We start from the raw sequence: 13,843 nt of genomic DNA, 5'->3' as shown, positions 1-13,843 counted from the left end.
AAACGAGTTGAGCATCATATCAGCTATGAGCCTGAAAAAAACGATCTACGTCTGCAAATCTTGTCACAACAAAATTCACATGAGTGAAGAGTTCCGGGCCGACCTAACTCCCGAAAATGTACCAGAGGATCGCCAGTGGGAGTAGAGGCTACATCAACTGTACTTACCGAATCGTTGCATCAAATCTAAGCGGGTTATTACCTGCTATTTTGGGTAATACATCCGCTCAATAGGTGTGAAATTGAACACCGGGGCCATTCCAGTTCATAGAGATATTCTGAGCACCGAGTTGAATATTGAGTCTATTTTGATCAAGGGGCGTATCAAATTCCCAGTCGAAACGTCATATCAGAGCTTACGTGCAACCTCTAATTTGCGCGCTGTACCTCGTTCCTCGCCTGGAGCAGAACATTGGCTACATATGCTGCCCCGGAGGACATCTCTTCCAATTCTTCATCTTCAACTTCATATTTTATCGAATGTGCCATTGCATCACCATTCCCCTTGAACTCCCAAATTTGATCGATGAGAGCGTTGGTCAAATTGTCCGAATACTGGCTCAATTCGCTTCTACTGTCATCAAACTCACTGATCAGGACTGAGAACCGATGAAATTGGCTATTGTCATTATCATAGAACTTCTCAATGCTGTCCGTTCCATAATGCCCTCTGAGTATCTCAATGATGGTATTCTCCAATAATTTGCGATATAGGACCAATACAGCGCTATTGGCTCCAATTCGATAACATCGGTTTATTTCCTCAACTGTCTGCCGGTCAAAGGAACCAGTGACGTAATCATCATCAACAAAAACGCCTTCTCGGATTACCATTCCGTCATTGCCAGTCCAAGGGTAGCCAGCACCACAACTGCGACAAAATAGATCTAAATCTCCTTGTGTAACATCTTCAGTTGGTATGTTCTGCTCTGAAGCAATGATTTTCTGGTCACTACACTCGGGACATTCAACAATGCCCTCAGCTCCGCAGTCTTGACAATACTGATATTCCTGGATATATTCGGGATTTGGGCTTGTGTTCAGTATGTGGCCATTCCGGCAAATCTGAGCATAAGTTGTCATTCAGAACTCCAGACCAATCCCATCACTAAATAAACTTTGCAATTTAATTCCCAAGCTTTGCAAGGGTTTGTATACTTACTCGGTTATCTCGGCCGGGTTGACTGACGTGGTTCGGAAGGTTAGAATCTTCTGCCCATAGGTGGATCACCTGTACTTACCGAATCTTTGCATCAAATCTAGGTGGGTTATTACCTGCTATTTCGAGTGAAACATCCGCTCAATAGGTGTGCCCACCAACCAGCCTGATGACAGTGATTAGACTATGTGTGATTAGGAACGGGATGGTCATTAAAAACGTAAATAGAGGCCAGTATCAGAAGAGTATCACCCTTCCAACCGGGCATTTTTACATGAGTCGATCCCTATTTTCAATTGTGATTCGGGATGCCGGCACCTACTGCTAAAAACGGCTGGGAGCGTGCGATTAAGATCATCGGCATTCCCTCGTTTGGCATCCTCTTTGCTGTCGCTATCACGCTCAAACTTCACGGATCAATTGCCGCCGGTCTCGTCCTCAATGTAGCCACACTCATCACCCTTCTTGGTGTCGCTGCGGGTGCTACTTTCTGGCCTGCCGTATACACGGGTATGATTGCAATAGGTGGGACCTTCCTCTTCTTTATCACTCCCAGTATAATGTCCCAGCTTGTTCACCCGGCCTTATCCGCTGTGAACCAACTCTTCGTTCTCGGCTTCCTAGGGTACATCTGGCTCGTATTTCTTGGGAAACTGGGTTTCGTTGAACCGCGGAAGTGATTGGGGAAGCTGCCCCCTGTAGGCGGGAACTGTGACTAGGTTGTATACATCACCTGTACTTAGCAGAAATAGCGCGCGCTCCAATCCCGATATGGAGAAGATAAATTCGAACGGGTGTGGGAACACGCCTAATTCAGCCTAGATAAATCCCCTCTGAAGGATCACTAATTCTTCCCCTATGGTTTCGGCTCCCATTGTCACGTTCGCCGGAATCCGAACCCTTCAGAACTGATCCCGTGGACTCTCCCCGCTTCCAACCAGTGAACGCCGATTAGCTCCGTCTCAGCCTCTTCACGTTTGTGCTGGGCGTCATGCTCGCCAAGTTCTGTGTACGAGTACAGTAGCTTCTCGTCACGATTCCGCCGGTGATGATACAGCCGTGACTTGAGGTTCGAACTCTGCCCGATGTATTCCAAAGGGGGTGCACCACCCTCTCGCCAGATCCGGTACAGCGCGTCATCTGTCGGGAGCGACGTGTCTACCACGGCGAGCTGTCGTGGCGCCGACCAGGAGAGGCCCATCCAGTCACCTGAGAGAATGGCCTCGCTACGGCTCCAATCGAGCGGACCGACGCCAGATTCAGCGTTCGATTCCGTCTCACCCGGTTCGAGTGGTCCACCGCGTTCTCCACCGCTTCGATATGTCGACTGCCGATAGCCGTCGATTATTCGGCCGAAGTTCGCCGTCGGACTCTCGCCTCTTTCGCGGCGGTATACAGCGATCAGGGCGTCTTCGAACGCCTTCCGGGACTGCTTATCCTCGGCGAGCGTCGGCGTCGTGACTGAGACCTCCAGTTCCTTGCCGTCCTCTTGTTGGACGGCCCAGAGACACGGAGCCGCAGTGTGCGGATCACGGTAGGGCATCTCGTCGGCGAACGCCCCATGGGCAAGCGCTCGGACCCGGCCACGGAGGCTACGTCCCGTCTCGCCGATGTACTCCAATCCCGGCCGCTCCGGGTGGCGTACGCGGTACAGCCCTTCGTCTGTCGAGAACGTCGACAGATGGTCACCGTTGGGGTCGAGGGGGCCCCAGTCCGTCCAGTCAGCGCCGAGCCAGTTGTTGGCGTAGAACTCAGGCTCGTTCATTATTCGTCATTCTCCTCACTCAATGCGGTCGCGTAGTATCGGATGAACGACTTCGTCTGTGTCAGGGCGAAGTCACTGTCACGTCTCAGAGCTGGTTCAATCCCTGTCCGGTCCTGAGCGTGTGAGAACAGCCCGAGGAACCGCTTCTCGAATGTCTCGAGCTGCGCCTGTATCCTCTCCAACTTCTGCTCGTCGACGGCTGCAGATAGGACCGATTCGTCGATGTGCTGTAGCGACTCGATAGCGTCTCGACAGAGCGCTACAGAATCTTTGTAGTCACCCTCATCGTGTCTTCGCTGAGCTCGCTCTACGGTCGCTTGGGCGTTCTCAAGAACGTCATTCGTCTTTGTACCTGCGTCAAGAGGAACTTTCACGAATCGAGCGTCGTGGTAGTCCATCGTTTCCAGAATATCCTGCCATTCGCTTAGAGCAGGGTCAAAATCTACATTCTTCGTGACTCTGTCCGTCGACTTGTTCCCGCTGTTGGAAACAATATCGAGGACGTACTCGATCTCGAAGGATAGGTCCCCTCCCTCGCGGACTTCCTCAATCTGTTCGAGCGCTTCCCTACTCAGATCACAGTCTGCACTGAATTCGGTTCGGTTCGTTCCGCTGGCAACCGGTTTCTCTGTCTGAATCGTCGGGAGGTCATACCTCGTCATCCCATCGTCGAACGTAACTTCTCCATGCGCTGCTATGGATCGGACACTGTAGTTGGATATGTCGAACCACAGTTCAGACTGAAACCGAAGCCGAGGGACTAGCGAACCGTAATCTGCCAAGATACTCTTTGCCTCTACATGTGTATTCTTGGAAAAATCGGCCATAGGGACAGATGATCCCGATACGTAATCAGGGTTGTGTGTCGGGGGGTCTCCCCTTATGCACTATTCGGGCAGTTCAGGTTCGCCCCGTAGCATCTCCGTATCGATAACGGAGATCTCTTCGTTCGAGGGCTGATCGAAGTCCACAGAGTCAACGACCAGAACGCCACGAAGCGTATCCATCTGATCTTGCAGATACCCCTGGGCATTGGCACCCTCCCTGGCGTACTTGAGGTACTCCAATAGCTCTTTGAGACCGTCAGTGAAGGTCTGCTCACTGTTTGTGTACTTCATCTCGCCGATGAGCAGCTCCGTCAGTGAGTCCGCATCACCGCTCGTGTCGTACACCTCGATGAGTAAGTCCGGACGTCCGTCAAACAGGTTGCGGCCCACATCTCGGTCAATACTCTCTTTGGCCGCTTGCACATGTTCATCCAGCATCTCCCGATATCGGCGGAGATACTCCGGCATCGGCGGCTCGACGTCGTCGATCGACTCCGAAAACGCAAGGTCACCGCTCGTGTCGTGATAGACCTCAACCCGCGTCGTCTCCGACTCCATCCGGGCGATCGCCTCACTGGTGTCCTGGATTGGCTGTAACCCGACGTCGAAAGCGCGTCGAACGACGCCAATGAGTTTGAACACACCGAACAACTCGAACAGGGTCGGGACGTCGTTTGGCTCGACCAGGGTTTCCGATAGAAGCGAGCTGACTTCCTCGTCATCAAACTCATCGGCCTGAAGCTGCTGGTACTTATTGAAGAGGTCGTAGGCCTGTGTATAGAGTCGATCTCGAGAGGTTCGGGCTGCGTTCAGCGTTCGGGGATTGATCCTGATCTCGTCATGGTCTTTGATACGACTGAGGTGGATATTCCGTTCGAAGATCCGCTCCATATCTCGCACTAAATCTTCGTCCCATCGGTCCATCCGCCAGTCATAATCTATCCGCTTGATGTCCTCAGTAACGGTTTCGTAGATGATGCCGAGTAGCTTCTTCAGGACGAGATTTTCGGGGATGTCGTACTCTGAATACGGCGTGTTGCAGACGAAGAGTGTCTTGTTACCGTAGCTTTGCGTGTTCCGGAGCTTCGTCGTCGCCCCCCAATCAATGCGCCCCTCAATTTCCCCACGGCTGATGGTCTGAGAACGCTGAGTCTCTTTGTTGATCTGCCGGATCCGCTGTGGGAGCTGCTGAATAAACTTGACAACTGGCTCCGAGAGAACGAAGTGTACTCGTTTGAGACGCCGGAAGTCATCAATCTCCAGATCGGCAAAATCCAGCTTCTCTGAGAGCTGCCGCTCGTTAATCGCCCCTCGACTGAGGAAGGTGACGAACTCGGAAGCGGTCTCCGAGACCAGTTCCTCTGGGGGCGTCTTACTAGTCATCGTCACTGAGGTCGATGTCGAAGAAGTCCTCAGCGTGAACTCGGAGATCGTCTTCACTCACGCTTGGCGCGACCGTTTCCCCGGTGTCGACGGCTTCCCCATCTGTAAGCGAGAGAATGAGACTCTCGAGCTCCCGCGGCCGCATTCCTTCGAGCTGGGGGAAGACCATCGAAACAACGGCATCAGTCAGCGCTTCCGACCGATATGCTGGCTCATATGCCTGGATGTATTCGAGCATGTCCATCACGATCGAGGGGCCGATCTTTCTGTGCTGGTTCAGTTTGTACCAGAGGACGGCCATCTCCTTCGCCAGGTCGCCAGTTGTGAGTAGATCCTCAAGCCCCCAAACAGCCGCGAAGTTGTTGTCACCATCCGGATCGAGCAGATCCGTTCTAACGCCATCCTCAGTAGCGAGGTCGGGGACAGGGATCCGAATGAAATTGAATCTGCGCATGAACGCGTAGGACATCTCGTAGAGGGAGGCTTTGTCGTAGGTGTTCATCGTCCCAATGAGGCGCCATGCCGGTGTTACTGGGAAGATGTCGGGATTCGATGCGATGGATTCCATCTCCTCCTGGTCATCGACCCATCGGATCTCAACCTGGTTGTCCCGCCGATAGGGCAACTCGACTGAATCGCCTGAAAGGACCGAGAACAGCTCCCCGAATGCCTTGTCGATATCTGAGCGATTCAACTCGTCAATGACGAGCCACTCGTTGACTATCTCGCCAGGTTCCCCTGGAGAAATCCCCTCTTCTCGGAAGCAGTTCAGGAAGATCCGGGGCTGGAACTCGATTCCATTACCATCATCTGCAGGCACATGGCCGCCGATCGTATCGAAACTAGTCCAGTCGGACGTTGCGGTGGTGAAAACGTAGTCATCGACGGCCTCCCGCTGGGCCGCCGTCTCACCCAGTGCCGTCGCAAGTTCTGTCTTTCCGGTCCCCGGTGGACCTGTGAAAATGATGTTCTTCCCCGAATTCAGCGCTGCCTCGACTTGGCGTCGGATTCGGTCGCGGTCGTCGAAGTAGAGGTATTCGGGAATCGTGAAGGAGAAGTCGTCTAGGTTGGCTGTCGACGGGGTGGAACTAGTTGTTGTCGTGGTTGTCCCTGTACCTGAAACCTCGATCGTCTCCAGCGGGAGTTCTTCGCCGACCTCTTCCTGGAGCACTTCGTCGATGAGTGCAGCAAACTCATCGGGAACTTCGGTACAGTAGGCCCCTTGGTTCAGGTTGAGATTTTTGTTGAAAACGACGTTGTACTCCTTGCTGTCCTGAAGGGGAAGCAGCCGCTGCTCATACTTTGGGTGAAGAACGTCATTTACCGCGAGCGGGGATGCGAACTCGTGATACTCTTCGAGTGGGACCTTGTATGCAGGGCGCTCGCCACGATCGAGGCCCATCTCGGTGACGCCGTCATTATCCCACTTCGTGTCCTCCGGGCACGTTGTCTCCTGATACGTGTCCGCTGCGCGGGCGTATCCGGTAAAGACTCGGTCGCCTTGATCGAGGAGAAGAATGATGTCACCCGGCTTGATCTCTTTGAGGTTCCGATAAGCGACAATATCGCCCCCACCAGTCGAGGTCTGTGGGCACCAAAGCGCATCACCGACCCCCCATCCTTCCCAACTTCTGTCTTCCCGGTGGTGCTTGCTCTTCTCTATCCACACATTCGGTTCTCGGGAGTTCGCTTCAGCGTCACCGCGTTCCGAACCTTCCTGATCAGTTGGCCCAGCAGAAGAAAGAGAGCTCTGAGTCCCTTCACGTTCAGACATGTATTCGAGTCTAAACACCCACCCTAATCAAAGCTGGCTAGCGAGGCGGTAATAAGTTACAACAAGACCACATTATCGACGGCGAGCGTCAAGACGTACGTCGGCGAGACGTTTTGGGAAACAACCCTCGGCGATCAGGCTAGGCCCTGTACTGACTTCCTGCAGGAGACTGACATTCTGGGCCTGGCGTCGACATCCGTTCACCGGCTGTCGTTGTGAGATTCCTCCGCGACCTGCAGATGATACCTTCTGTGGGATGTCACAGTCAATGCAGTCAAACAGTGCTCACCCGTCGATGTTCGAGGCGGACTACACTGGTGGATATCGTACGTGATTGCCTTCCCATCGTAGTCGGCCCGGAGGAATACCGGTATCACTTCATCGAACTGCGCTGCCTCGTTCGAGAGGGCAAATACTGGGTAGGCGAGTTTGTGTTTTGGAACGGCTCCTGTGGCTCCCGTTTTTGCTTCGATGATCAACAGTACACGCTGGCCATCACGCCGCGTGACAGCGATTGCGTCGATCTCAACGTGGCCAGCATTGTGTGACAGCACGGTATCGATCGATTCGTCCGGGACAAATTCGAAGTCGAACGTCGTTGAGACCGTCGCCGGAGCTGCACCGATTGAATCTGGGTCCAAATCTAGGGCGTCACTCACGATGCCCGCCGATAGGGCGAGGTTGACTAACGAAGCCTCGGAGAACGTCGGGAGCAATCGATACCCATCGAGGATATCTCGACGGGCTTGATCGAGCCATTCGATATCAGCTCCGCTGGGTCGCATGTCCCACGACTTCGTCGGGTTGTCGAATTCGGTCTCTTCATCCAGGAAGAACGCCGAGAGGCCGCTGGGAGCGCGGACAAGTACGAACTGTGTACCTCGTTCACCAGGTGATCGGCCGAGTCGAAGCACCATCGTCTCGGCGTCGGTGAGTGCAGGCGCCAGGTCACTCCTATCGTTGATGGAAATATGCCGTGGCGTCCTGAACCGTCCCGAATCCATCCCGTGTGTCTCCAGATAGCCGTTGAAGGACGTTGGACCATACATCCCAGTGGTGGATTCATCCAGCGCCTCGAGCGCCGGGGTCCAGTCTACAGTTGGCACTGGTGACGTTCGACTCGGTGTGGGCAAAAACAGTCCGATGAATTTGGCAACTATTGACAGTCGGACGGTCTCAGAAGAGGCAGTAACGCTTTTTTCTCCAACCGATGGTGTGTCTGGAAGATGGCTGATTTCGAGATCCCGCCTGCTGGCATTCGCTTGATCCGTGAAACTCGCGAGGAGGATCGAGAGGAGTTCGCCGACGTGTTTGGCGTAACCTCAAACACAGTCGGCAACTGGGAGCGTGGTGATACCACCCCGAGAGAGGATCTCCGTGAGGCCATGCACGATGCAATCCCCGAAGACCTCACGCTGGACGAAGTTCGGGAGGCAGAGGGACAGTTCGACGACCAACCCAGTTCATACGATAACGAACAGCGGTTGTTCGGGTCAAAGTGGCTGCAGACACTCCGTGACAAACCCCGCGTTGGGGAGGAGCTTGGTGATGGGAGAGGCGTGGCCGTGCTCACTGATCAACAGCGGATGTTCGTCAAGCGATTGGACGTGACCGGTGTCGGTGGCGCTAGTCATCGCGATAGTGACCGCGTGACGAAGGTCTACTACCTCCACGGCGACGAGCGACGCGCACTCCGGCGATTCATCGAGGAGAATGAGTCGATCGTTCGCGATCAACTGCAAGATGCACCCAATCGATTCAGTCACGAATGGGACGAATGGCTCTACGGACTGCTCGAAGAGGAGTTCCGGTTCTGGCTGTACAAGTGAAGTCAGGGGCCGGAACTACTAACCGCTGAGTACACGATATACGGGTATGTCTAATCGTCGGCTTCTCGCAACCTTAGCGGTTGTTGGAGTGGTCGTTCTCGCGGGGTGTGCTGGTGGGATCAGTACCACTGACGCAGGCCCAGCTTCGACAGCCACGACGGACGACCCATCGACGACAGCGCCTGAGACGACGGAGACGGCAACGCCCGAGGGTGAGTTAGCTGTGCACCAGCTGAACGTCGGGCAGGGATCGAGTACGCTCGTGATCGGGCCAGGTGGAGAGACGATCCTCATTGATACCGGCGACTGGCGAGATGACGGTGAGGAGATCATTGCCTATCTCGAGTCCCAGGGTGTGACTCGGATCGATCATCTCGTGACGACCCACCCTGATGCGGACCATATCGGTGGTCACGAAGCGGTGATCGACCACTATGAGACTGAACTCGACGGCGTCGGCGCCGTCTACGACCCCGGGATCGCATCGAGTTCGGGCACGTACGACGAATACCTCGACGCCATCGAGCGCCACGACGTGACGCTCTATCAGACTCAAGCAGGCGATTCGATTCAAATGGATGGCGTCGACGTCCAGGTGCTTGCACCACCCGAGGGGTACGTCGCGAACGAGGACTCGAACGAGAACAGCATCGTACTGTACCTTCAGTACGGTGCGTCGAGCTTCCTCCTCCCAGGTGATGGGGAAACGGCAAGCGAGGAGTATCTCGTCGAGACCTACGGCAACAGTCTGAATGCGACTGTGCTCGCTGTTGGCCATCACGGCAGTCGATCCAGTACGAGCGAGGCGTTCCTCGATGCGGCCTCACCGCAGGCAGCTGTGATCTCGAGCGCGTATGATTCCCAGTACGGGCATCCCCACGAAGAGGTCCTCACTCGGTTGGAAGCCAACTCGATACCGACGTACTGGACGGCCACCCATGGGCGAGTGGTGTTCACCAGTAATGGATCGGCGGTGACGGTCGCCACCCAGCAGACTGCGCCGACGACGGCGACACAGCTCCGTTCGGGCGATCCGATTGAACCTGGGACTATGGGGGCGGTGACGGAACGGCTCGTTATCGACGCCGATGGCTCCGGCACGGCGCCGATTACGGACCCAGCGGAGACGACGACTGACTCGACGGCGACGCCAACAGCCACAGATGGTGGTACTGCCCTCGAGCTCGTCAACGTCCATGCGGACGCTGAAGGAGATGATGGCGAGAACCTGAATGACGAGTACGTCGTCTTCGAGAATACGGGTTCATCGTCGGTCGATCTCTCAGGGTGGACGCTTGCCGATGCAGCCGATCATACGTACACGTTCCCGGATGGGGTCGTTCTCGATCCCGGTGACCAGATTACGATCTACACCGGGAGTGGGACTGACACCGAGACTGAACTGTATTGGGGCGAGTCAGCCCCGGTCTGGAACAATGCCGGTGACACCGTCATCCTTCGCGATGAGACGGGAACAATCGTACTCGAGGAGACCTACTGACAATGTCCACCCACACATTCACTGGCGTAATCGATCGCTTCGAGGAGGATCTGGCCGTCATACTGATTGAAGCAGCTGGCCAGGTCGTCGACGAGATCGTGCTGGATCGAGCGGCACTGCCTGCTGAGGCGGCACATCCTGACGCAGTCCTTGCAGTCACGCTCACTGACGAGGGGGAGGTTACGGAGATCGAGTACGAACCCGCCGAGAGTGCGGATCGGAAAGAACAGGCTCAGTCCCGGTTTGACCGGCTTGCTGAACGGCCGCCGAGTGATGACGACGACTCGTCGTAGACAGCAATAACCACATTGACGTTTTTACTGTCTTCCCCCTCAATAGACCCTATGGACCACGATATCAAAGACATCCAAGAACACGAGCTTCGTTCAGTCTGGAAGCACGAGGAACAGGACTTCACCCGATGGCTTACAGCAAACATCCAACTCCTGGCCTCTGCACTGGGAGTCGAGCTCGAAGACGCCCGCGCTGAGGAAGCAGTCGGCGATTTCTCTTCGGACATAGTTGCCAAAGAGATGAACACTGGTGAAACAGTCGTCATCGAAAACCAATACGGCAAAACCGATCACGACCACCTCGGGAAGCTCCTAACCTATTCCTCCGGGAAAGACGCAGGCTTCTCCATCTGGTTGTCCGAAGATTTCCGCCCAGAACACCGGAGCGTGCTTGAGTGGCTGAATGAGAGTGGCCCGAAAGATGCGAAATTCTTCGCGGTCAAACCGAGGGTCGTCAGTATCGGCGACTCCGATACCCGTGGCTTCGAATTCGACATCGTCGTCGAACCCAATGAGTGGGAGCGTGAACTCGGTGGGGGCCAGTCACTCACGGAGTCGGAGCGCAGCTACAAGGAGTTCTTCACCGAGCTCGTCGACGCCTACGCTACGCAACGCCCTCACTGGAGTAAACTGAAACCGGGCATTCGGAGATATCTGACCTTCGGGGCTGGCAAAGGTGGCGTCAGCTTCGGGTGGGTATTCCACCAGGGGCCAGAGTTCAGCGTCGAACTCTACATGTCCAGAGGGGCGAAAAGCGAAAACGAGGCGATATTTGAGTCACTACAAGCAGATAAAGCCGAAATCGAATCAGCTCTCGGTGCCGAGTTAGTCTGGGAGCGGCTTCCTGAAAAACAGGCCTGTCGAATCAAGTACCCAAAGCAGATCGACGCGCGAATCACTGGGCTCTCCGAGGCGCAGCGTGCTGACCTCATCGACTGGGGGATAGAGACGATGGATCGGTTCCAAGACGAGCTGGAACCTCGTGTCTCCGATATCGAACTGAATGAGCCGTGAGCGACCTGGGCGAAGTTTGCCCTCGCTACTGTTTCCTGCAGGCCTAATCTCCCCGCACCTCGAGTAGCCCCAGGCTCAGAATGATTGTGAATACGCCGGCGTCGACTATCTCTATACAGCTCATCAGATCAAACCCATACTCAGCGTCCATCCCCTACTTTCGACACCGACAAACAGAGATCTCGCATACTCTACTAGCTAGATTCTGGGCTGTCACTGGGATCAGTAGAGACTCTGAGATTTGACCCCGCCAACTACGCGCGCACTATAGACCATGCATCCTGCCGCGCCCCGGCACCTGATGAAGACAGGAAAATCGGCTATTCATTGAGGGAGTCCCACGGCACTTCGAGCGCTTTCTCGCCGAGTGGGGTGGTTTCGTACCCGCCGGTCTCCGGGTCCTTGACGATGCAGCCTTTGATCTCACCATCGTCGCTCGTGAAGTTCCGGATCGCGCACCCCGAGACGCTGCAGTGGGTCGCGATGTCGCCGCACGTTCCGACACGCCGATCGCGAACGACTCGCAGCACCTCCATCATGTTCTCACGCTTCCCGTTCTTCACGTACGCCAGTGCTTCCAGCGGCGCCGGGACCTCGTACTCATCAATGCCTTCCTCGATGCGTTCTTCCTGGGCATCCTCGGCGTCGCGGATCGTCGTCGTGCGCTCGGCGCGAAACTCGGACACATCGCGCAGGGAATGGTCGCACTGGACCGGGTAGTCCCGACGATATCGGAGGATCTGGTGGACGACGGACGTTTTCACACAGGATAGTAGCGAAATGGTTACCGAATGTATATGTTTTCACCTTACTATTATTACTAGTTAGGTATAGCACATATTCGCGGTAGAGCCCTGTCAGAGGCAGGCCCCCCGTCAGACTTCCTTCGCCCGTAGTTTCGAATTGCTCCCAACAATCGTCTACTGCCCCGAACTCCCGAGTTCCGTGTCAGCCAAAATGCCGGCGACGCCATAGACTGCGGTACACTTCTCTCGATTGGGCCGGAAGATTCTGCCAATGCTGTAGTCACTTTCTAATTTTACCATCTCAAGCCCGATACCCATCCAATGGATATCCGGCCCAGAACGCGCCGATCGATGCTTATCTCCATCGCGGTAGCCAGTACTGTCGGCATCGCTGGGTGTGGCAGCGACGGAGACAGCAAAGACGTCACCGACGAGTCCACCGATAGGAACGGGGTATCGACCGACAGCGAAACGGACGGTCCCAGCGACACACCCCCCGAGGGGGAAGGTACTGAGAACGATCCTGGCCAGGTAGACGACATTGATGTATTTCTCCGCGAGGCCAATGGGGACGAGGTGACAATCCCGCCGGGCACCTACGAGTGGCGTGGGACTGGTCTCACGGCAAACTCAAAGATCGTGGGCGGTGGCGATCAGGGAGACGTCGTCCTCGAACTGGTCTCCGGGACGATGGACGGGACAGTCCACGGCACACTCGAGAACATCGTCGTCAGGGGTCGAAATCTTGAGTCGAAGGCGGGGATCGATTTCCATCCAGGCGGCGTGATCGATGGCTTCTGCTGGCCGGAGGGCGGCAATCGTGATCAGGACCGAGCCATCTACCATCCCACCGGCGGCGAGCGAACCGTTATTCGGGATACTTGCGTGGCAGGGCTCGCCAACAACGGCGCCTATGTGGACAAAGCACCGGTGACTGTCGAACGCTCGGCGTTCCTGAACAACAATATCGCCAACCTACGGGTCGGCCACGCCGATGTCGACACAACCTCGAAGAGCGTCATCCGCAACACGCTCATCGCCGTGACGAGTTCACCCCGCGTCGGCGTCGATGCCAGCACACAGAACCCTGTCGGTCTCCGTATCCGCCATCCTGGGCAGTTTGTGATCGAGAACTGCTGGTTGGTGTTCACGGAGGACGGCTCCTCGGCAGATGGGCTCGTGGAACTGCGAGGCGACGATATCGAAGCCGAGTTCCGCAACACCCACTTCTACAACGATTCCGAAGCCCCTCTCATCGCGAATATCGGCTCGAACAACAGTGTCACCCTCACCGATTGCACCGCGACCGGGTGTGGCCGGATGTCGACGGCTGCTATCGACTCGGGGTCGTTCACCGAGTCGGACGCACCGGTCCCGCTCCCGTCCACGGTCACCAGCTTCCCACAGGCCGACGAGTCGTACGGGTTCGACGCATCCAACGAAATTTTCGGTGCGGGCGGCGAGATCCCGGAACATCCTGGTGAGAACGTTTCCAGTGAGCAGGGCGGGAACTACGAGTCCGAGATCGAACACCGAGAATTGTGAGAGTAATC

At 55.6% G+C, this 13,843-nt stretch carries 13 protein-coding genes; 6 read left to right on the top strand and 7 right to left on the bottom strand.

The window, feature by feature from the left end; translation table 11 throughout:
• Positions 1-368: 368 nt before the first annotated feature.
• On the bottom strand, positions 369-1,082 hold the full coding sequence (locus ACP95_RS15260) for a DUF2321 domain-containing protein (protein WP_082224596.1): 714 nt from the start codon (positions 1,080-1,082) through the stop codon (positions 369-371).
• A 384-nt stretch (positions 1,083-1,466) separates the two neighbouring features.
• Here ACP95_RS15260 and ACP95_RS15650 point away from each other — a divergent pair, with 384 nt between their 5' ends.
• Positions 1,467-1,838, top strand: coding sequence for a hypothetical protein (locus tag ACP95_RS15650; protein ID WP_154018469.1), 372 nt, complete (start codon positions 1,467-1,469; stop codon positions 1,836-1,838).
• 197 nt (positions 1,839-2,035) lie between these two features.
• Here ACP95_RS15650 and ACP95_RS05660 read toward each other — a convergent pair whose 3' ends face one another.
• From ACP95_RS05660 to ACP95_RS15645, 5 genes are all read right to left on the bottom strand, one after another.
• Positions 2,036-2,923: a GIY-YIG nuclease family protein gene (locus ACP95_RS05660; protein WP_237560406.1), complete on the bottom strand. Its 888-nt coding sequence runs from the start codon at positions 2,921-2,923 to the stop codon at positions 2,036-2,038.
• Complete coding sequence (locus ACP95_RS05655) at positions 2,923-3,750, bottom strand: hypothetical protein (RefSeq protein ID WP_154018468.1); 828 nt, start codon at positions 3,748-3,750, stop codon at positions 2,923-2,925. The genes ACP95_RS05660 and ACP95_RS05655 overlap by 1 nt, the downstream gene beginning before the upstream one ends.
• 60 nt (positions 3,751-3,810) lie before the next feature.
• On the bottom strand, positions 3,811-5,133 hold the full coding sequence (locus tag ACP95_RS05650) for a hypothetical protein (RefSeq protein WP_049980277.1): 1,323 nt from the start codon (positions 5,131-5,133) through the stop codon (positions 3,811-3,813).
• Entirely contained in the window at positions 5,126-6,907 is a 1,782-nt protein-coding gene (locus ACP95_RS05645; RefSeq protein WP_082224595.1) for an AAA family ATPase, read from the bottom strand. Before ACP95_RS05645 ends, ACP95_RS05650 begins: the two co-directional genes overlap by 8 nt.
• 200 nt (positions 6,908-7,107) lie before the next feature.
• Entirely contained in the window at positions 7,108-8,013 is a 906-nt protein-coding gene (locus ACP95_RS15645; RefSeq protein ID WP_154018466.1) for a DUF6997 domain-containing protein, read from the bottom strand.
• A 120-nt stretch (positions 8,014-8,133) separates the two neighbouring features.
• On the opposite strand from ACP95_RS15645, the gene ACP95_RS05640 reads away from it, so the two are divergent.
• The 4 genes from ACP95_RS05640 to ACP95_RS05625 are packed head-to-tail and all read left to right on the top strand — an operon-like array spanning position 8,134 to position 11,544.
• The gene (locus ACP95_RS05640; protein ID WP_049980275.1) at positions 8,134-8,736 is read left to right on the top strand and encodes a hypothetical protein; all 603 of its coding nucleotides are present in this window, start codon (positions 8,134-8,136) and stop codon (positions 8,734-8,736) included.
• 46 nt (positions 8,737-8,782) lie between these two features.
• Entirely contained in the window at positions 8,783-10,237 is a 1,455-nt protein-coding gene (locus tag ACP95_RS05635) for a lamin tail domain-containing protein (protein ID WP_049980274.1), read from the top strand.
• A 2-nt stretch (positions 10,238-10,239) separates the two neighbouring features.
• Positions 10,240-10,530 carry a DUF3006 domain-containing protein gene (locus ACP95_RS05630; protein ID WP_049980273.1) on the top strand — a complete coding sequence of 97 codons (291 nt, stop codon included), beginning with the start codon at positions 10,240-10,242 and terminating at the stop codon, positions 10,528-10,530.
• A 51-nt stretch (positions 10,531-10,581) separates the two neighbouring features.
• The gene (locus tag ACP95_RS05625; protein WP_049980272.1) at positions 10,582-11,544 is read left to right on the top strand and encodes a DUF4268 domain-containing protein; all 963 of its coding nucleotides are present in this window, start codon (positions 10,582-10,584) and stop codon (positions 11,542-11,544) included.
• Positions 11,545-11,864: 320 nt separating this feature from the next.
• Here ACP95_RS05625 and ACP95_RS05620 read toward each other — a convergent pair whose 3' ends face one another.
• Positions 11,865-12,308, bottom strand: coding sequence for a hypothetical protein (locus ACP95_RS05620; RefSeq protein ID WP_154018465.1), 444 nt, complete (start codon positions 12,306-12,308; stop codon positions 11,865-11,867).
• Positions 12,309-12,641: 333 nt separating this feature from the next.
• On the opposite strand from ACP95_RS05620, the gene ACP95_RS05615 reads away from it, so the two are divergent.
• The gene (locus tag ACP95_RS05615; RefSeq protein WP_154018464.1) at positions 12,642-13,835 is read left to right on the top strand and encodes a hypothetical protein; all 1,194 of its coding nucleotides are present in this window, start codon (positions 12,642-12,644) and stop codon (positions 13,833-13,835) included.
• The last annotated feature ends 8 nt before the right edge of the window (positions 13,836-13,843 follow it).

The organism is Halolamina rubra, from assembly GCF_000739555.1.
GTDB classification, from domain to species: Archaea; Halobacteriota; Halobacteria; order Halobacteriales; family Haloferacaceae; genus Halolamina; species Halolamina rubra.
This window is presented reverse-complemented; position numbering and strand designations above follow the sequence as displayed.